The sequence below is a fragment of the Pseudomonas sp. B34(2017) genome (assembly GCF_002112915.1).
In the GTDB taxonomy this organism is placed as follows: Bacteria; Pseudomonadota; Gammaproteobacteria; order Pseudomonadales; family Pseudomonadaceae; genus Aquipseudomonas; species Aquipseudomonas pharyngis.
Map to the genome: position 1 here is coordinate 224930 of NZ_NEJA01000005.1, position 18936 is coordinate 243865.

Below are 18936 nucleotides of genomic sequence, written 5' to 3' on the forward strand. Positions count from 1 at the left end.
CAGGGTTTTCCGGGGGATCAGGCGATGTCTTCGGCCGGGGCGTCGAGACCCATGGCATTGAGACGGGCGTAGTAGCCGTTCTGTGCCAGCAGGTCGTCGTGGGTGCCGCGCTCGACGATCCGGCCCTGATCCATGACCAGAATCAGGTCGGCTTTCTCGATGGTCGACAGACGGTGAGCGATCACCAGCGTGGTACGGCCCTTCATCACTTGATCCAGGGCAGCTTGAATGTGTCGCTCGGATTCGGTGTCGAGGGCCGAGGTGGCCTCGTCGAGAATCAGCAGCGGCGCGTTCTTGAGCAAGGCCCGGGCAATCGCCAGACGCTGGCGCTGGCCGCCGGAAAGCAGCACGCCGTTCTCGCCGACCTGAGTGTCCAGGCCTTCGGGCAGTTGCGAAATGAAGTCCATCGCGTAGGCATCACGCGCTGCTTTTTCGATGTCTTCGCGCGGTGCCCCTGCCAGATCGCCATAGGCGATATTGTTGGCCACGGTGTCGCTGAACAGCGTGACGTGCTGGGTGACCTGGGCAATGTGGCGACGCAGATTGAGCAGCTTGTATTGCTCGACTTCCACACCGTCGATCAGGATCTCGCCCTTGTCGTGGTGATAGAAGCGCGGGATCAGGTTGGCCAGGGTCGACTTGCCGCTGCCCGAACGCCCCACCAGCGCCACCATCTGCCCCGGCTCGACCGAGAAACTGATGTCATCGAGCACCTGACGCTCGGTGCCCGGATAGGTGAAGCTCAGGTTGCGTACATCGAGGCGACCGCTGACCGAGTCGCGCTCGACCGTGCCGGTATCGACTTCCGGCTCGACGTCCAGTTGCTCGAAAATGCTTTCGGCCCCGGCCACGCCTTTCTGGATGGTCGAACTGACTTCGGACAACTGACGGATCGGTTTGGGCAGCAGGCCCGCGAGCGTGATGTAGGCGACCATGTCACCGGCCGAGGCGTCGCCGCGAAGGTACAGCACGAGGAACATCAGGATCGCCATAGCGCTGTAGATCACCAGTTGCAGCAGCGGCGTGTAGATAGCCCCGGTGCGGGTCATGCGCAGCTGCTTGTCGGTATTGCCCTGGCTGGCATCGAGGAAGCGCTTTTCCTCGTAGGCTTCGCCGCCAAAGCTGCGTACCACGCGATAGCCCTGGATGGTTTCCGACGCCACGTGGGTCACGTCGCCCATGGCCAGCTGGATTTTCTTGCTCTGCTTGCGGAATTTCTTGCTGGCGGTGCGCACCATCACGGCGATCAGCGGCAGGATCGCAACCATCACCAGCGTCAGCTTCCAGTTCATGAACAGCAGGGAGGCGAACAGGAAGATCACCGTCATGCCTTCACGGATTACGACCTTGATCGCATCTGTTGCCGCCCCCGTGACCATTGTCACGTTGAAGGTGATGCGCGAAATCAGGTGACCGGAGTTATGCTTGTCGAAATAACGGTTGGGCAGGACCAGCAGGTTGTTGAAGAGCTGTACCCGCAGGTCATGCACCAGGCCCAGGGAAACCTTGGCCAGGAAATAGTTGCCCAGATAGGATCCCAGCCCCTGCCAGGCGGCGATCAGGATGATCAGCAGCGGTACGGCCTGCAGCAGTTGCAGGTCGCGCAGGTAAGGCACGGTGGGAAACAGCACTGCCTCGGGATTGGACAGGCCGTCGACAAAGTACTTGAGGATGTAGCCAAGCATCGGCTGGGTCGAGGCAAAAATCAGAAAACCGACGATGCTGATCAGGAACAGACTGATGTACGGCCGGACATAGCCGAGCAGGCGGAAGTAGATTTTCAAGCTCGAAGGGCTTGCGGCGGGACTGGAGTCGGTCATATCACGCGAAAGTCGATAAAAAGGACGCTGACTTTAGCACAGCTTCTTCAGGGTTCTGGCAATCGGCCAAAGGCTGTTATTGTTATGCGTCTTTTTCAGCGTCAAATAGCCATCATCGAAATGGCCGATCAACTTCAGGATTGAATCTCTCAGCATGCAACTTCGCGGCTTCAGCAGTACGTCCAATCGAATTTTCGATTTCATCAGCCTGTGGATACTTCCCGTCGGCTACTTCCTGCTCTTGTGCGCGCTGTTTTTCCTGCCGGGTCGCAGTATTCATCACAAGCTGTTTTACGGTTTGTTCAGCATTCCGACGCTGATTGCACTGTGCCTGCGCCCCAGGGAACTCAAGGAAATGCTGCGTGAGCCAGTATTCATTGCGTTGCTGCTGTTTGCCGCCTGGGCACTGCTGAGCCTTTGCTGGGGGCCGCAGGGGGAGCCGATAGGCGGCATGTTCAAACCCCCGCTGCATACCCTGATGCTGTTCGCCGGGTGTTTCCTGCTGGTTCGTTACCGCAGCGACATTCTTTCGCCATTACTGTTCGGCGCCGCGCTGGTGGCCCTGGTCGCAACGATCATTTTCCTGATTCCATTCGTGCTCCACTCTGCACCCGGCGAGCGCCTGATCGGCGGCGGCGCGTTTGACAACCCGTTGCTCAGCTCCCATCTGTTCGGATTTTTCTGCGCCTACTGGCTCAGCCTGAGCATGACCTGCAAGAATCGCCGGCTGTACTGGCTCAGCATCCCCGCGATGCTGATCATGTTCATGGCCGTGATCGGGACCGGCTCGCGCACCCCGCTGGTGGCGCTGACCATGGCGGCATTGTGGCTGAGCCTGATTTGCTGGAACCGACGCTCACTGGTGCTGCTGGGGACATTGGCGGTCGCTGGTGCAGCCGTGTCGGTGCTGTTCTCGAAGATGATCATCGAACGCGGTGACTCCTACCGTTTCGAAATCTGGCAGCAAGCCCTGGAAAAAATCGCCGAACACCCATGGATCGGCCACGGCTACAACGCAGCACTGGCGATTGACCCGGGTGTCGGTTACAACTTTCAGGAACCGCACAGTTTTGCGCTGGGCGTGCTTTATTACGTCGGCATCCTCGGCATGCTGCCCTGGCTGTTTTTTCAGGCCTGGGGGTTGCTGAGCAGTTGGCGCCAGCGCGTGCAGCCGCTGCTGATCATTGCCTCGACCTGGCTGGTGTTCGGTATCGGCGCCGGACTGACCGAGGGTGGCGGGATCATCTCGAGACCCAAGGAGCACTGGTTCCTGCTGTGGATTCCGCTGGCATTGATTGCAGCCCTGAGCATCAATCAGCGTGCCCGACGCCTTTTGACGATGCCGGTCCGGAAGCTTTCGGCATCCGCGCTGCAACAGCTGAGTACTGACGCTCAGGTGATTGAAGAGGACGGCCTGGGGCCGAAGGTGCTGCGCCTGTCCGATGGCAGCTTTCTCAAGCTGTTTCGCCGCCGCCGCTGGTATACCTCGGGCAGTTTCAATCCGTATTCCGAGCGGTTTGCCGTCAACAGCGAGCAATTGCGCCGGATGGGCATTCCCACGCCCCAGGTGCTGAACCTGTATCGCCTCGACGACGGCAGCAGTGCCGTACATTACACGCCGCTGCCAGGCCATACCCTGCGCCAGGTCTTGCAGGGAATCACCGCGCCGGCCGTGCGACAGGCGCTGGTGGAGCGTTTTGGCAAATTCATGGCCGGCCTGCATGAGCAGGGTGTGTATTTCCGCTCGCTGCATCTGGGCAATGTGCTGGTGCTGGAGGATGGCGAGTTCGGGCTGATCGATCTGGCCGACCTGCGGATCTACCCTTCACCCCTCAGCCTGTCACTGCGCCAGCGTAATCTGCGCCACATGCAACGCTACACCGTCGACAAACGCTGGCTGTTCGAGGATCACCTCGAAGCGCTGCTCCAGGGGTACGCCGTAACGGCGTCGAAATCCGCCGTAGACAATCTGCACAGGCAAGTGCTGGCCGGCAACACGCCGGCTCGGGTTCATTGATGATTCAGACCAGTCCGTTCATTGCGCCGGCCGCCTATCTGCTGGCCACCGTCACCGCCGCGTTGCTGCTGCGGGCCGTGCCGAAAATCGCACGCCATCTGCAGCATTCGGGTGAAAGCCGCTATGCCAGCATCGATGGCCTGCGCGGCTATCTGGCATTCGGTGTATTCGTGCATCACTCGATCATTACCTGGATCTTTCTGCGCACGGGCGTGTTCGAATTTCCGCCGAGCAATTTCTACTCGATGCTGGGCCAGGGCAGCGTGGCCCTGTTCTTCATGATTACCGGTTTTCTGTTCTGGAGTCGTCTGTTGGCCCAGGGCCGTCAGCACGACTGGCTGGCCTTCGGTATTTCGCGAGTGTTCCGGTTGTATCCGCTGTATCTGCCATTGATGCTGGCGGTGTTCGTCACCGTGTTCTACCTGCAGGACTGGCAACTGAAGGAGCCGGTGTCACAGCTGTTCAAACAGGGCCTGCTGTGGCTGACGTTCGATCGCCCCGACGTCAACCAGTATCCGCAAACCGGCATGCTGATCTCCAACGTCACCTGGACGCTGGCCTATGAAGTGTTTTTCTATCTGGCGCTGCCACTGGCGGCCCTGGTATTCGTCTATCGCGGCAACTGGCTGCAAGTAGTGCTGTGCCTGATCGGGATTTACGCGCTGTACCAGTTGGTCGGCTGGGAGCATTCGCTCAAGAAGCATTTCCTGGCCAGTTTTCTCGGCGGAATTGCCGCCGCCTATTGGGTCCGGCGCCCGCAGCTGGTGGCCTGGAGCCGCACGACGCTGGCCAGCGTAATTGCCCTGGTGGCGCTGGCATTGGCGTTCACCGTGTTCAACCGGGCGTTCAAAACCGCTCCGCTGTTTCTGCTGTCGCTGTTTTTTGTGATCGTGGCTTCGGGCAACACCCTGTTCGGCGCCTTGAAACCGCGCAGCATCCGCTGGCTGGGGGAGATCAGCTACAGCACTTACCTGCTCCATGGTTTCGTGCTCTGGCTGATGGTTCAGCGCCTGCCGCTGGCGCTGGACCTCGATGCCCGTGAGACCTGGGTTTACCTGCCGTTGATGGCTGCCTGCACGTGCCTGTTGATTCTGATCAGCAGCGCGACATTCCTTTACATCGAGCAACCCGGCATGAATGCGGGCAGGAACGTGGTGCAATGGATTCGCCAGCGTCAGAAAGGCAGCAAGAAACTGTCGGAAAAAGTCGCTCGCTGACCGCGAGCGACAACGACCTCAGTCCTTTTCCAGCGGCGAGAACAGCAACCGGCCCAAACCGCGCCAGGTCTTCTTGTTCCAGGCCTTGAAAGGAATCTGCGCCAGCAGCTCCCGCGCCAGTTTGCGATCGCGGTTGGCGGTTTTCAGGAACATCGAGTTGAGCGACTTGTAGCGCACTTCGTCGTACAGCGGATGATCGCTGAACAGCGCATAGGTGCGCAGAATGTTTTCGATCATGAAACGGTGGTTCTTGTAGGAATTGGTGGCGTGCTTGCGATAGCGCGCCATCACCACCTCCAGGCCATCGATGAAGTACCCGGCGCGGGTCACTTTCAGCTCGATGTACAGATCTTCAAGACGAATCGTCGGGTCGAACCCGCCCACCTTGTCCAGCGCCTCACGCCGGATCATCAGGGTCGGCGCCGGCGGATACGGCTTGCGCTCCAGGAACATGTCATCAAAATCCAGGCGCCGGAACGGCACGTCCCGGCGCTGACGCTTTTCCGGATAGAGATTGCCGTCGGCGTCCATCAGCTCGATGTTGCCGGCGCAGATGCCCACTTCCGGCTTGCCGTCCATATAGGCGACCTGGGTGGCGATCCGGTCCGGGTACATGATGTCGTCGGAGCCGAACGGTACGATCAGGCTGCCTTTGGCCCGCGCGATGGCGCCGTTGAGCGTATTGGTCAGGCCCTGGTTCTGCTGCACACGAAAATCGAAGCCGTGCTTTTCCTGCAGGGCCTTGATGCGCTCGACGCTGTCGTCCTTGGAACCGTCGTCGACCACCAGCAGCTCGATGTTCCGGTAGGTCTGATTGATGACACTGAGGATGCTTTCCTCGATGTACGGCCCGTGGTTGTAGGACGCGATGATGACGGTGACGAGGGGCTGGGCACCGCTCAGGGCACTTGTATCGCTCATGGCTGTTCCTTGCGGGCCTGCTCCAGGCCGGAGTCGATCAGGTTCAGGTATTCCTGGCGGAAGACCTCGATGTCGTGCTGTTCCTGCAAATAGCGGTAGGCCTGCTCGCCCTTGGCCTTGAGCTCGACATCCGACAGCGCGAGGTAGGTGTCCAGTGCCGCCACCAGGCTCGGCACGTCCTTGGGCGTGATCGACAGGCCACCGGCACCTTCGATCAGCGGCAGCATGGCCGGCACGTTCGAGGCGATCACCGGCAGGTGCCCGCTCATGCCTTCCAGCAAGGCCAGACCGAGGCCTTCGGCCAGCGACGGCATGGTCCAGATATCGAACGCGCGCACGTATTGCAGGGCGTTTTCCTTGAAGCCCAGCAGGTGCGCCCGGCCGCTCAGTCCCAACTGTTCGATCTCGGCGGCCAGAGGCGCCTGCAGGCGTCCGGCACCGATGATGGCCAGCTGGGTGTTCGGGTATTTGTCCTTGAGTTGGGCGAAGGCCTGCAACAGGTAAGTGTGGCCCTTGACCGACACCAGCCGCCCCAGCGCACCGATCAGGCGCACCTTCGGATCGATCCCCAGCAATTCGCGCGCACGTTCGCGGCTGTGCTGCAAACCCTCGGCCTGCTCGATGTCGATGGCATTGGTGATCGCGTAGGTGTTCTGATCAGTGAAACCGCAATCGCAGTCCAGCAGGTACTGTTTGACCGCCGGCGAAACGCCGACGAAACGCCAGTGGCGGTCGATCAGGCGCTGAGTCTGGCGACGACGGTAGAAGCGGTCGTACTCGCCGAAGCCGTGGGAAATACCGATGCACAACGGCACCTTCAACCAGCGGTTGAGCGTCAGCATCATGTTCACCGGTTTGAAGCGGTTGCAGATCACCACGTCGAACTTTTCCCGGCGGCAGAACTTGTACAGCTGCCACATCGCCCGCAGGCGCATGCCTTTGAGGGACTTGTCGGAAAACTCGAAATACACCGAACGGTCGGCACGGCTGACCGCCTCGCCCGGTCCGGGTTTACCGCGCAGGAAGGCGGCGGTCACTTCGTAACGATCGGTCGGCAGCGCCTTGACGATTTGCTCGGCAAGGTCGGCGAAATCATGGGATTTGACGTTGTAATCGGGCTGCAGCTGCAGCACCTTTGCGCGTTGACTCATACCTCTCCCCGGTGCGATCCCGTCGCGCCTGTTTCGCTCTGCTTCAGTACCCAGAACAACTCCTGGCGTCTGACCGCTTTGCGGAAAAATTCGTTCTCGCCGTAGACCGATGGACGCCGACCAGCCAGCAGTCGCTGAAACAGCCGGCGCAGGCGACGCTTGAACGGCGCCGGTGGCTGCAGGTCATGCATCATGCCCAGCGCCATGGCCTTGTCCCGCTGCAGTTCGATCGACAGCGGCAGGCACAGCGGCTGCATCGCGAGGGTCGCATCGAACGTCGGCGGCAGGGCAATGCCCTGCCCGCTGTCGCCCATCGGCCAACGGTCGTTGTCGTGCAAGTGGTTGGCGTAACCGAGCAGCGTCGGTTGGTAATCGAGACCGCGCAAGGCTTCCAGCACCGCCTCTTGGGCGCAGATATGGTCGGGATGCGGATCGAGCGTTGGGTGCGGCAGCACGATCACATCCGGGCGCGCACGCAACAGCACATCACGCAGGTCGGCCAGCAGATTGTTCCAGGTCGGCGCGCCGTCGGCATCGCCGGGCAAGGCAAACGGATTCAGCTGACGGAACAGGCGTGTGTCGCTCAGATCGGCTTCCCGCGAGCCAACGGGTTGATTCGGCGCAGCCTGCATCGCCGCCAATTGCAGGCAAAAATACCCGAGTTGCACGCAATGCTCCTGCGGCACCCCGGCCCAGCGCGGTACGGCAAGACTGTCCCAGGCACGCAAGCGGCCCTTGAGCCGCGCCGCGTCGACCTTGTTCAGTCCCATCTGTTGATAGTGTTCGGCTTCGATCTCGCCGGCGGTCAGGGTCACGATCCAGGCTTCTTTGGCCTGGCTGTACAGTCCGTAGGCGGCCAGTTCGGCATCGTCGGCGTGAGGGGCGATGACCATCACCCGCTGCTGACGGTAGTCCGGTTGCTCCAGCGCCCACAGCACCGGCTCGCCGGAGACCCGGCAAAAGCGCCCGCGCAGACGCAACTGGCCTTGCGACAGCGCCTGCGCCTGTCCACTGAGGTTCAGATAACGCAGACCGTTGACGCCGCGCTCGAACGTCTGCACATCGGGATTTGTGCCACCGGCCAGCTCGACCCGAGGGTCGAAGAAGCGTCCCAGGAAGCTGCTTTTGACCTTCACGGCGAGGATCAGCGTGGCGTCGTCCACCAGCATCACGCCCTCGTCGAGGCGCAATTGCTCACCGTTCAAATGCACTTTTGGCTGCGGAGTGAACGGCGGAAAGCTGTATTGGTAATCGTCTTTCGGCGAATAGAACAGGTGATCGGCGAACCACGCTTCGTGAGCGATCCAGCCAATCACCGCCAGCACCAGCGGCAACCACCAGGCCACCAGCACGCCGAGGATGATCAACACGATCAGTGCGATCAGCAGGCCGATGCGTTTATTGCGCCGGTGACGTTTGAGCAGTTGCTGTTTGCGGCTCATGGGCTGACTCATACGGTGAAGACCGGCACAGGATTGCACCAGCGATCCTTGTATTCACGGTCGGCGCGACCGAAGGAAAAGCGCAGCGGCTTGTTCAGTGCCCGCGCCTGCTCCCAGGCACTTTGCGTATTGAGAAAACTCAGGACGCTGCCGGGGCTGAATTCACGGGTTTCGGGGTCGACGCCGCCGTTGATGTACTCGACGCTGATCCACTCCGGGGCTTCGACGCGGTACACCAGTTGGATGGCGATCGGTGCGTCGTTGAGGAAGATCACCGAGCCGATCAACAGCTCGCGCAACAGTTCGATGACTTCGGCCATGCGTGCCGCGCCAGTGGCCGGGAAACCCCAGCGACGCTGGAACAGGTCGCAGTAGATCGCCGCCAACTCCGCACTGGAGAAGTCGCTGACCGGCCGCACCACGCCGCCCGCCTCTTCCAGCAGGCGCAGTTCACGGCGCTGGTTGTAGCGAAACTTCTTCGACAGTTCTTCGGGGGTACGGGCCATGGCCAGTTGTTCGGTCTGCAACTTGAGGCCGCTGAAGCGGTTTTCGTTGAGCGCCGACAGGTAGCGCCCACGATGGCGCAGCGGGGCCTGAGCATCGGCGGCGGCCGGCAGGATCAGCTCGGCGTTGCCCAGGTCGAACAGGCCTTTCTTGCCGTTGCGCTTGAGCACGTCCTTGGACAAGGCCAAGTCGCGGCCCCAGGTCGGGATCGCGGCTTTGATTTCGCCCTGCTGCTCCCAGGCCAGATAGCGCACCGGGATGCCGGCCAGATCCGCCAGACGCTCGACGACCATGGGATGAGTCGCGACGCTGCCGCCAAATCGCTGCCAGGCCTGTGCATAAGTTGAGGCGTCAACGGGCGACCAGCCACGTTCGCGCCAGCCTTGAAATCGGTTGAGCATCAGCCCCTCGGTGCCAGATCGGTAACTTGCGGCAAATGCCAGAAGGTGTCGCGTACGGCGCGGTCGGAGAAACGCTCGCGCAGGCGGTCGAACATCATCTCGGCGCACTGACGACGCTGCTGCTCGTCCATACCGGCCAGATGTTTCAGGCCCTGGGCCAGATGCTCGGCGTCACCCAGCGGAAACAGGATCCCGACGCCTTCGACCACTTCCTTCGCCCCGCCGCACGCCGTGGCCAGCAACGGCACGCCGGCGGCCATGGCCTCCAGCAGCACCATGCCGAACGGTTCGTGGTCGGAACTCAAGGCAAACACATCGAATGCCCGGAAATAATTACGCGCGTCCGGCACCTGGCCGAGAAACAGCACCCGATCTCCAACGCCCAGTTCACGGGCCTGCGCCTTGAGTTCATCCTCAAGACGCCCCTTGCCGAGAATCACCAGTTGGCTGTTGGCCGGCAGACCGGGCAGCGCCGCGGCAAAACCGCGCAGCAGCGTGGCCTGATCCTTGTCCGGGTGCAGACGACCGACGTTGCCGACAATGAACGCATCCGCTGACAGACCGAGGGTCTCGCGGGCTTCACGGGCCGACACCTGACTCATCTGCAACGCCGAGACATCGATGCGGTTGTAGAGGGTCTGGATGCGCGCCGCCGGCCATTTCGGCAGGCAACGGCGCATGTCGTCGCGCACTGCATCGGACACGCCGAGCAGGCTCAAACGCTTGCGGAAAATCTGCGCAAAGAGTTTGCGCGAGCCGCGTTTGTAATCGCCAAACGCGTGATGCACGCCAATCACCGGCAGCGAAGTGCCGAGCAAGGCGATGTAGATCGGCTTGAAGCGATGGGCGATGCAGAAACTGAAATTGCGTGAAGCGGCGATCTTGCGCAGATCGCCGATGGCGCCCAGCTTCAGGCCACGAATGGCCTTGGAGCTGTATTCCATGAACAACACTTCATCGGAGGCGCAGGCTGCGGCCACCTCGCTATCGGCAGCCCCGGTCAAAAAGACCGTGGTGACCCGATAACCGGTGCCCGCGAACAGGCTGGCGTACTGCCGCGCGCAGTCGAGGAACGGCCCGTCATAGCCGTGACAGAACTGCAGCACATGGCGTTCAGCCGAGCGTGTCATAAGCGTTTGCGCCTTCTTTGACCACCAGGATGTCTTCCATGATCAGGTACTGCAGATCCGAGCCGAAGAACATGTTCAGGGCATCGGTCGGCGAGCAGATCATCGGTTCACCGCGGCGGTTGAGCGAGGTGTTCAGGGACACGCCGTTGCCGGTCAGCACTTCCAGCGCCTTCATCATGTCGTAGTAGCGCGGGTTGTATTCGCGCTTGAGCACCTGGGCCCGGGACGTACCGTCTTCGTGGACGACTTCCGGCACGCGGGTCTTCCACTCTTCCGCCACTTCGAAGGTGAAGGTCATGAACGGTGCCGGGTGATCGATCTTGATCATCTGCGGCGCAACGGTGTCAAGCATCGACGGGCAGAAAGGCCTCCAGCGCTCGCGGAACTTGATCTGGTGGTTGATGCGGTCAGCCACGCCAGCCACGCTCGGGCAGCCGATGATCGAACGACCGCCCAGTGCACGCGGACCGAACTCCATGCGGCCCTGGAACCAGGCCACCGGGTTGCCATCGACCATGATTTTGGCGATCTGCTCCGGCATGTTGTCGAGCTTGCGCCAGGTCGGCTTGTTCTCGTGACGGGCGCACGCGGCGATCACGTCTTCGTTGCTGTACGACGGGCCGAGGTAGACGTGTTCCATCTTCTCGACCGGCACGCCACGGGCGTTGGACACGTAAGCTGCTGCGCCGACTGCGGTGCCGGCATCGCCGGAGGCAGGCTGTACGAACAGTTCCTTGACGTCATCACGGGCGATGATTTTCTGGTTGAGCTTGACGTTCAACGCACAGCCACCGGCATAGGCCAGTTTGCCGGTTTCCTTGAGCACGTCGCCCAGGTAGTAGTCGATCATCTGCAGCGCGATTTTTTCGAACAGCGCCTGAATGCTGGCGGCGTAATGGATGTACGGCTCGTCGGCAATATCGCCTTCGCGCTTCGGACCCAGCCACTCGATCAGCTTCGGCGAGAAGTAGTAACCCTTGCCCTTCTCTTTATAGCGACGCAGGCCGATCACGTTGGCGTAGTCGGTGTTGATCACCAGCTCGCCGTTCTCGAACGAAGCCAGGCGCGAGAAATCATATTTGCTGGCGTCACCGTACGGCGCCATGCCCATGACCTTGAACTCGCCGTCGAGCATGTCGAAACCGAGGAACTCGGTGATCGCACCGTACAGGCCGCCGAGGGAGTCCGGATCGAAGAATTCCTTGATCTTGTGGATCTTGCCGTTCTCGCCATAACCGAAGAAGGTCGTGGCGTACTCGCCCTTGCCGTCGATGCCGAGGATCGCGGTTTTCTCTTTGAAACCCGAGCAGTGGTAGGCGCTGGAAGCGTGGGCCAGGTGGTGTTCAACCGGCTCGATCTTGATTTTCTTCGGATCGAAGCCCAGTTGCTCCAGACACCAGACGATCTTGTTGCGATAGCGCTTGTAGCGACGGTTGCCCATCAGGATCGCGTCGAGTGCACGGTCCGGGGCGTACCAGTAACGCTTGGCGTACTGCCAGCGGGCCTTGCCGAAAATGCTGATCGGAGCGAACGGAATCGCGACCACGTCTACGTCGGACGGTTTGATGCCTGCCTGCTCCAGGCAGAACTTCGCCGATTCGTAGGGCATGCGGTTCTTTGCATGTTTATCGCGCACGAAGCGCTCTTCCTCAGCCGCCGCGACCAGCTTGCCGTCGATGTACAAGGCTGCTGAAGGATCATGGCTAAGGGCGCCGGACAGGCCAAGAATCGTCAATGCCACAGGGGTCTAGCCTCTTTAGTCTGCATTCAGGCGCGATGCGCCTTGAAAAATGATGTGCCCTCGCACCGGGCGAGAGACAGCTAAAGGGCGGGATTATAGCGTAAACGTGGCGGGAATGACCCTGCGCGAATTGCCCCATGTCGTTCAACCCACAGAACCCTTGTCCATGGGACTATCCACGGCTTGGTCGCCAATAAACACTGATATTCCCGTCCACCGCCTGGCGATAGATCGTGTACGGCAGGAAAGCCGTATCGAACACACCGGACAGGGTCAGGTCGAGCAGGACGACCGGTACCAGAATGCCGGTAGGATCGGGCGGCGCGTGCAGCAGGCAGAAATCATGGGCAAGCCCGCTGTAGATGCGCGGAATCGACTGACAGTAGGTCTTCTGTTTGCGCAGGCCGCGCGTGGCGCCGTCGTCGTCCTGCAACACCGTGACGGCGGTGCCGCAGCCGGACAGTGCCAGGGATAATGCGCCGATCGTGATAGCGTTTTTGATGGTCAAGATTTGCCCTCCGGGAACGTCGGGGCAAACTAGCATCGGGGTTTTGCGAGGGGCAGTTCATGGCTTCCGGAAAGGCCGTAGGACAAATCACAAGGATTTGTCGCCACATGCCTTACCCGAATTCAACTGCAGAAACGTCTTACGCGCTGGCGAAAATAATCACGCAGCGCCCGCTACATCCCTGGGCAAGCGCTGATCAATTACCTGATACAGCGCACTGCTCTCAGGCCAGTTGCGCATGAACCGCGCACGATCCCGGGCATAGGCCGGAGCGAAGCTGCTCACCGAGCCGTGCTGGCACATCGAGTCCAGATCGATCAGCGCCCAGCGGTCTTCCTGCCAGAACAGGTTATGACCCTTGAAGTCGCCATGGCTGATGCGTTCGGCGATCAACCGTGCAAACAGCTGATCCAGCGCCTGCAACTCGGCTTCCGGCGCCGCACCGCTTTCAACATACGGCGCAAAACGCTCGATGATGTCCGGTCCGGCCAGGTACTCGGTGATCAGATAAGCCTTGCTGCGCAGCCAGAGAAAGCGGGTTTCCAGCACTGCCAGCGGTTTTGGTGTGGCAATGCCGAGAAACGCCAGGCGATTGCCTTCGCGCCAGGAATGCCAGGCGCGGCTTGGACGCCAGAAGCGCTTGAGCCAATGGGCAAAATTCTTGATGTTGTAACGCTTGATCACCAGAGGACGCCCGGCAACCTCGACCTTGCCGACACTGGCCGCGCCGCCGGTCTTGTACAGATGGCCCTGATCGAGCAAGGCATCGGCCTGCTCCAGCACCGGCAGCATCGCGGCCTCTTCCTCGCGGCGAATTGCCCGCAAACCAAAAGCGCCGCGCTTGACGCTGAACAGCGTGCATTCACGACCGACCTTGATCAGGAAGTCCTTCAAGCGCCAGGCGCGCACCTTGTCGATCTGCTTTTGCAAGGCCTCCAGCGGCAGCGCGTGTTCACTGTTGCTCAGCAGGTAAAACACCAGCAATTCTTCGGTGAACGGCTCGAGCGACTTGGGCAACTGGGCGAAAAACACCCCGAGGTTTTCCAGCACTTTCTGCCGGGACAATGGCTGGCCGGCACTTTCTGCACAGATGCCGGCGCCATCGATCAGGTACAGCTGACCACCGTGGCGCAACAGGTTGTCCAGGTGCAGGTCTTCCTGCCACAAACCTTTGCCGTGTAACTGACCAATGGCACCAAGCGCTTCGGCCAGCACCGCCGATTGTTCGTCGGCCAGCACCGGCAAGGATTCGACCTTGTTCCAGGCATCGCCCAGGCTTTCGGCACCTTCGAGGAACTCGAACAGCAGCCAGCCACCCTCGCCCTCCATCAATCCATCAGCCAGCAGCAACGGCGTGGTCATGCCCTGAGCAGCGAGCAGTTTCACCCCTTCCAGCTCACGCTGAAAATGCCGCGCAGCCTTGTTGCCGACCAGTAACTTGGCCAGCACCGGACGCCCGCGCCACACACCGGCACCGACGTAACGCTGCCCCGGCAACACCCGCAACAGACTGAGCAACTGCAAATCGGCAACGCCCGCCGCATCGGCCAGCGAAACCGTGAGCGGCAGACTCGGCGTGCGCCCGGCATTTTTCAGGTCGGACAGCTGCATCAGCGGGCCTCCTTGCGACTGCGCCGCGCGGTCAGCCGCGTGACCCAGGCATCCACCAGCGAACTGCCCGTCGGCTGATCGAGATACGCCGCCAGCAACTCACGCAATTGCGCGTCACTCCACTCCGGCGCTCGGCGCAGCAGTGGTTCCAAGTCCTTGACCCGGTCACGCAGACCGAACAGCAACGGCCGGGTCTTTTCCAGGTCGATCAACTGCGCCTGATAGCCGTCGCCCTCGGCGCGCAGGAAAATGTGCTTTGGATAGAAGCAGCCGTGCACCTGACGCATGCTGTGGAGATGGCGCGCCAACAGGCCGCAAGACTTGAGAATCGCCGATTGCTGCGCGGCATCGAGGTCCGACCAGCGCTGCAACAGCGAATCGAGATCGTCCCAGCCATCCAGCGCCCGGGTCAGCAGGATCGCACGGACTTCGCCGTTGACCTTGCGCTCACCGAAGAACGCCGCCTGCAACGCCGGGATGCCGAGCTTGTTGTAACGACTGATGTTGCGAAATTCCCGGGCGAACGTCGGCTCGCCGAAGGGCGCGTGCAGGGTGCGGGTCAGGTAATTGCACTGGCGCTTGAGGTAATAGCCATGCCCCTCCAGCTCCAGACGAAACACGCTGCTCCAGCCGCCGCCATCGGTGTTGGGCTCATCCACGGCGTCGAGCTGCTTGGACCACAGCGCATCGAACGTGCCGAGACCGTGGCGTTCCAGCAGCGCACGGTCTTCAGCGGCCAGAAAATCAGTCATTCGCGTCCCTCGAAAAATCTCACCACGTGGCGAATCCGTTGCTTGTCGGCGGCATTCAGCCGGTCACGCTGGCGGTATTGCAGGTAGAAGCGCAGGCGCTGGGTGTTCGACAGGTGATACTTGGCCACCTTGTCGAGACAGGCCAGATCCTTGGTGATCCGGTACTTGAGCCAGAAACCGCGCCAGAAATCGCCGTTCGGGCAGTCGATCAGATACAACTGCGCCTGATCGTCGATCAGCAGGTTGCGCCACTTCAGATCGTTATGGGTAAAGCGGTGGTCGTGCATGACACGCGTATAACCGGCCAGTTGCCGGCTGACGCCGTCGACCCAGGCACGATCCCTGAGCTTGGGATCGTTGCGCTCGGCCAGCGCCGACAGGTCTTCGGTGCGCGGCAGTTCACGGGTGATCATCGCCCCGCGATCGTAAGCCATGCCGTTGCGCTCCAGACCCCACGCCACCACTTCGGCGGTGGGAATGCCCCACTTGGCGAAGCGCTTGAGGTTCTGCCATTCCATCTTCACCCGGGGCTTGCCCAGATAACGCCGCAGGCCCTTGCCGGCACCGCTGTAGCGCTTGACGTAATAGTTGACGCCGTTGAGCTGCACGCGAATGACTTCGGACAAGGGATCGCGGGTCAGGCGCTCGCCCTGCAGGGCAAATACCGCTTCGAGGCTACCGAAATACTGCGCAAGTTCACTGTACTCAGGCTCCAGATTCCAACCCGCCATCAGAGCGCATCCCCGTAACGTTGCTTGCGTGCGTAGAGCTTGTTGGCCTTGCCTTCGAGCCAGCTCAGCAACGGCGCTTCTTCGGCCAGGATCTGGCGCAGCGGTTGCTGGAAATAGCCTTTGAGGAAGCGCAGCTTGTCGCGGCGGGTCAGGCCGATGTCCAGTGCGGAAAAGTACAGTGCCGCCAGGTCCTTGTTGCGCCAGCGCTGGGTGATCGCCGGGCGGGTCTGGGCACGGTGCAGGTCGATCACCGAGAGTTTGAAGTCTTCCGGGGTGATCGGTTTGTCGGTGTGCAGCAGAAAGTGGCAGATGTAGCAATCGCGGTGGTTGACCCCGGCGCGGTGCATCATGCCGGTCATGCGCGCGACCTCGGCGATCAGCGCCCGCTTGAGTTTCGGCTCCGGCGGTTGCTTGACCCAGTCGATGCTGAAGTCTTCAAGACTGATGGTCGGCGCCAGCTCTTCGGTGACGATGAACGAATGCTGATCCGCCGGGTTGCTGCCCTTCTCGCCGTACGCGACGGCGGTCATGGTCGGCACGCCGACTTCCTGCAAGCGCTGGATGGCTCTCCATTCCTGGCCCGCGCCGAGTACCGGCAGCTTGGCGGTCAGCAGGTTTTTGAAGATCTCTCCCCAGCCGATACCGCGGTGAATCTTGACGAAAAAGCCATTGCCGTCGACTTCCGTTCGCAACGTCCGGCGGGCTTCCAGCTCGCGGTACACCTCGCCCTGCAAGCCCTCGACCTCGGCGAACGGGTCGCGTCCGGCCCACAGGCTCTTGAACGGTTCAGCCAGCATCAACTTCATTTAAGCGTGCTCCGCCAGAATCACATCGGCCGCGTGCTGCGGCATGCTGTAGAGGTCGGCCGTCTCGGCGAAGGCCAGACCGTTGCGGCTCCAGGCCGCCCGTGCAGCGTCGTCGTTCAACATGTCAGTCAGGTATTGCGTCAGTTGCGCCTGATCGAACGGCTCGTCCAGCACTCGCCCGGCGTCGGCCTCGGCGATGTAATGGGCATAACCGCAGACCGCGCTGACCAGCACCGGCAACCCGGCGACCAGCGCTTCAAGCAGCACCGTGCCGGTGTTTTCGTTGTACGCCGGGTGGATCAACAGGTCGGCGCCGAGCAGGAAACGCGGGATATCGCTGCGCCCCTTGAGGAACGTCACGTTGTCGCCCAGGCCCAGCGTCGCACTCTGCATCTGGAACAATTTGGGGTCATCCTGGCCGATTACAAACAGCCGGGTGCGTTTCTTCAGCTCGGCGGGCAATGCGGCCAGTGCTTTCAGGCTGCGATCGACGCCCTTGGTCTTGAATCCGGAGCCGATCTGCACCAGCAGCAGTTCGTCGTCCTTCAGATTGAATTCGGCGCGGAAACCGGCGCGAATCTGGTCGGCATCCGCAGGGCGTCGACGATCCTGGGCAATGCCCGGCGGCAGCAGGTGGAAGCGTTCCAGCGGTGTGTCGTAATGCTTGATGAACAGCGGCTGCTGCACTTCGGAAATCATCAGCACTTCGGTCTTCGCGTCTTTGGCAAACACTGCACGCTCGTATTCGGCGAAGTGGCGGTAGCGGCCCCAGCGGCGATACAGCGAATGGCGCAGGTTCTGCGCCTTGTCTTCGAAGCAGCCGTCGGCGGCGTAGTAGACGTCCAGCCCCGGCATCTTGTTGAAGCCGATCAGGCGATCCACCGGGCGCTTGGCCAGGTCCGCTTCCATCCACGCGCTGAGCTTTTCGTTGCGGCGGTGATTGAAGAACGCCTTGACCGGCGCCACCAGCACTTCGAAACCGGGCGGCACGTCGCCTTCCCAGATCAGGGTGTAGACGCGGATCTGGTGCCCGCGCTTCTGGCATTCGAGGGCGATGCGCATGAAATCGCGCTGCAAACCGCCGAACGGGAAATATTTGTACAGGACAAAAGCCAATTGCATCAGCGCAGCTCCTCAGCCATCAACAACGTGCTCAGTCGGCTGGCAACACGCTCGGGATTCAGACGCGTGAAGCACAGGGGCCACTCGCGTTTCAGGTCAAACTGACGGGCATCCTGCGCGGTCGGTTGATACGTACATTTCTTTTGCAGGCACGGCGCGCACGGGAAATCGCTGCCGAGGTGAATCTGCAGCTTGCCGTAGGCGCCGGTCAGGCCCGGATTGGTCGGGCCGAACAGGGAAATCGTCGGCACATCCAAAGCGGCGGCAAGGTGACCGAGGCCGGTGTCCACCGCGACGCAGGCCTGGGCGCCGGCCAATACCTTGCCGACCCCGGCCAGGTTCAGCTTCGGCAACACTTCGGCGTGTTTGAAACCGGCGGCGATGCGCTCGGCCCGGGCCTTCTCCAGCGGATTGCCCCACGGCAGTTTGATCCCGACGCCGAGGTAGCCGACCCGTTCGGTCAGCTCGCGCCAGTAGGCTTCCGGCCAGTGCTTGGTGTCCCAGGTGGTGCCATGCAGGAACACCACGTAGGCATTCTTGCGTGGCAACTCGACCAGACGCTCGACGTTGAGGCCGTAATCGCCCAGGCCTTTGGGCAAGTCGTAACCCAAAGCAATCGCAAACAACTGGCGCACGCGCTCGACGGCGTGCTGCCCACGGGCCACCGCCAGTTTGCGGTCATAAAAGCGCGCGGCGATCGGTTCGCGGGCCGAGCCCTTGTCGAGACCGGCCACCGGGGCTTTGACATAGCGGGTCAGCCAGGCGCTTTTCAGCAGGCCCTGAGCGTCGATCACCAGGTCATATTTGTTAGCCCGAACGGACTGCTTGAAGCGCTTCCATTCGCCGCTGGTGATGGTTTTCCAGAGATTCTTACGCCAGCGGCGGATCGCCACCGGAATCACTTTGCCTACAGCCGGGTGCCAGGTCGGAATCTCGGCGAAGCCTTCTTCCACCACCCAGTCGAACTTGATCCCGGGAATCGCCCGGGCGGCGTCGCTCAGCGCCGGCAACGCGTGAATCACGTCGCCCAGCGATGAAGTCTTGATCAGCAATACCCGCAAG

16 protein-coding genes are annotated in these 18936 nt (G+C 61.4%); 2 read left to right on the forward strand and 14 right to left on the reverse strand.

The features are described from left to right. Positions 1-17: 17 nt before the first annotated feature. On the reverse strand, positions 18-1820 hold the full coding sequence (msbA, locus tag CAF80_RS17620) for a lipid A export permease/ATP-binding protein MsbA (RefSeq protein ID WP_039766570.1): 1803 nt from the start codon (positions 1818-1820) through the stop codon (positions 18-20). Between the two features lie 154 nt (positions 1821-1974). Between msbA and CAF80_RS17625 the strand changes: the two genes are divergently transcribed. Together CAF80_RS17625 and CAF80_RS17630 are read left to right on the forward strand one after the other, a co-directional pair. Continuing rightward, on the forward strand, positions 1975-3837 hold the full coding sequence (locus tag CAF80_RS17625; protein ID WP_085667714.1) for a bifunctional O-antigen ligase/aminoglycoside phosphotransferase family protein: 1863 nt from the start codon (positions 1975-1977) through the stop codon (positions 3835-3837). Next, a complete protein-coding gene (locus CAF80_RS17630; RefSeq protein WP_085667713.1) occupies positions 3837-5054 on the forward strand; it encodes an acyltransferase in 1218 nt (405 codons plus the stop codon). The genes CAF80_RS17625 and CAF80_RS17630 overlap by 1 nt, the downstream gene beginning before the upstream one ends. A gap of 18 nt (positions 5055-5072) precedes the next feature. Here the strand turns inward: CAF80_RS17630 and CAF80_RS17635 are convergent, their stop codons facing one another. The 13 genes from CAF80_RS17635 to waaC all read right to left on the reverse strand — a co-directional run bounded on the left by CAF80_RS17635 (position 5073) and on the right by waaC (position 18935). Next, on the reverse strand, positions 5073-5957 hold the full coding sequence (locus CAF80_RS17635) for a glycosyltransferase (RefSeq protein WP_085667784.1): 885 nt from the start codon (positions 5955-5957) through the stop codon (positions 5073-5075). A gap of 14 nt (positions 5958-5971) precedes the next feature. Continuing rightward, complete coding sequence (locus CAF80_RS17640; RefSeq protein WP_085667712.1) at positions 5972-7126, reverse strand: glycosyltransferase family 4 protein; 1155 nt, start codon at positions 7124-7126, stop codon at positions 5972-5974. Next, the gene (locus tag CAF80_RS17645; RefSeq protein WP_039766562.1) at positions 7123-8568 is read right to left on the reverse strand and encodes a PIG-L deacetylase family protein; all 1446 of its coding nucleotides are present in this window, start codon (positions 8566-8568) and stop codon (positions 7123-7125) included. The genes CAF80_RS17640 and CAF80_RS17645 overlap by 4 nt, the downstream gene beginning before the upstream one ends. 8 nt (positions 8569-8576) lie before the next feature. Next, entirely contained in the window at positions 8577-9473 is an 897-nt protein-coding gene (locus tag CAF80_RS17650) for an antimicrobial resistance protein Mig-14 (protein WP_085667711.1), read from the reverse strand. Beyond that, positions 9473-10603 (reverse strand): glycosyltransferase, encoded by a 1131-nt coding sequence (locus tag CAF80_RS17655; protein ID WP_085667710.1) that lies wholly within the window; start codon positions 10601-10603, stop codon positions 9473-9475. Before CAF80_RS17655 ends, CAF80_RS17650 begins: the two co-directional genes overlap by 1 nt. After that, positions 10587-12344, reverse strand: coding sequence for a carbamoyltransferase (locus CAF80_RS17660; protein ID WP_007952261.1), 1758 nt, complete (start codon positions 12342-12344; stop codon positions 10587-10589). Before CAF80_RS17660 ends, CAF80_RS17655 begins: the two co-directional genes overlap by 17 nt. A 172-nt stretch (positions 12345-12516) precedes the next feature. Then, a complete protein-coding gene (locus tag CAF80_RS17665; protein WP_039766553.1) occupies positions 12517-12852 on the reverse strand; it encodes a YceK/YidQ family lipoprotein in 336 nt (111 codons plus the stop codon). 159 nt (positions 12853-13011) lie between these two features. Beyond that, positions 13012-14463 (reverse strand): lipopolysaccharide kinase InaA family protein, encoded by a 1452-nt coding sequence (locus CAF80_RS17670; protein ID WP_039766551.1) that lies wholly within the window; start codon positions 14461-14463, stop codon positions 13012-13014. Further along, positions 14463-15215, reverse strand: a complete 753-nt coding sequence (locus CAF80_RS17675) for a lipopolysaccharide kinase InaA family protein (protein ID WP_039766548.1) — start codon at positions 15213-15215, stop codon at positions 14463-14465. The genes CAF80_RS17670 and CAF80_RS17675 overlap by 1 nt, the downstream gene beginning before the upstream one ends. After that, positions 15212-15946 (reverse strand): lipopolysaccharide kinase InaA family protein, encoded by a 735-nt coding sequence (locus CAF80_RS17680; protein ID WP_039766546.1) that lies wholly within the window; start codon positions 15944-15946, stop codon positions 15212-15214. The genes CAF80_RS17675 and CAF80_RS17680 overlap by 4 nt, the downstream gene beginning before the upstream one ends. Beyond that, entirely contained in the window at positions 15946-16752 is an 807-nt protein-coding gene (gene rfaP / locus CAF80_RS17685; RefSeq protein WP_074689607.1) for a lipopolysaccharide core heptose(I) kinase RfaP, read from the reverse strand. The genes CAF80_RS17680 and rfaP overlap by 1 nt, the downstream gene beginning before the upstream one ends. Further along, positions 16753-17874, reverse strand: coding sequence for a glycosyltransferase family 4 protein (locus CAF80_RS17690; RefSeq protein ID WP_074689606.1), 1122 nt, complete (start codon positions 17872-17874; stop codon positions 16753-16755). Further along, positions 17874-18935 carry a lipopolysaccharide heptosyltransferase I gene (gene waaC / locus CAF80_RS17695; protein ID WP_039766539.1) on the reverse strand — a complete coding sequence of 354 codons (1062 nt, stop codon included), beginning with the start codon at positions 18933-18935 and terminating at the stop codon, positions 17874-17876. Before waaC ends, CAF80_RS17690 begins: the two co-directional genes overlap by 1 nt. Between the last annotated feature and the right edge of the window lies 1 nt (position 18936).

What these genes read in the sequence shown, in the direction of transcription:
- msbA (WP_039766570.1), bottom strand. Translation starts at nt 1,820, where the DNA reads ATGACCGACTCCAGTCCCGCCGCAAGCCCTTCGAGCTTGAAAATCTAC.
- CAF80_RS17625 (WP_085667714.1), top strand. Translation starts at nt 1,975, where the DNA reads ATGCAACTTCGCGGCTTCAGCAGTACGTCCAATCGAATTTTCGATTTC.
- CAF80_RS17630 (WP_085667713.1), top strand. Translation starts at nt 3,837, where the DNA reads ATGATTCAGACCAGTCCGTTCATTGCGCCGGCCGCCTATCTGCTGGCC.
- CAF80_RS17640 (WP_085667712.1), bottom strand. Translation starts at nt 7,126, where the DNA reads ATGAGTCAACGCGCAAAGGTGCTGCAGCTGCAGCCCGATTACAACGTC.
- CAF80_RS17645 (WP_039766562.1), bottom strand. Translation starts at nt 8,568, where the DNA reads ATGAGCCGCAAACAGCAACTGCTCAAACGTCACCGGCGCAATAAACGC.
- CAF80_RS17650 (WP_085667711.1), bottom strand. Translation starts at nt 9,473, where the DNA reads ATGCTCAACCGATTTCAAGGCTGGCGCGAACGTGGCTGGTCGCCCGTT.
- CAF80_RS17655 (WP_085667710.1), bottom strand. Translation starts at nt 10,603, where the DNA reads ATGACACGCTCGGCTGAACGCCATGTGCTGCAGTTCTGTCACGGCTAT.
- CAF80_RS17670 (WP_039766551.1), bottom strand. Translation starts at nt 14,463, where the DNA reads ATGCAGCTGTCCGACCTGAAAAATGCCGGGCGCACGCCGAGTCTGCCG.
- CAF80_RS17675 (WP_039766548.1), bottom strand. Translation starts at nt 15,215, where the DNA reads ATGACTGATTTTCTGGCCGCTGAAGACCGTGCGCTGCTGGAACGCCAC.
- CAF80_RS17680 (WP_039766546.1), bottom strand. Translation starts at nt 15,946, where the DNA reads ATGGCGGGTTGGAATCTGGAGCCTGAGTACAGTGAACTTGCGCAGTAT.
- rfaP (WP_074689607.1), bottom strand. Translation starts at nt 16,752, where the DNA reads ATGAAGTTGATGCTGGCTGAACCGTTCAAGAGCCTGTGGGCCGGACGC.
- CAF80_RS17690 (WP_074689606.1), bottom strand. Translation starts at nt 17,874, where the DNA reads ATGCAATTGGCTTTTGTCCTGTACAAATATTTCCCGTTCGGCGGTTTG.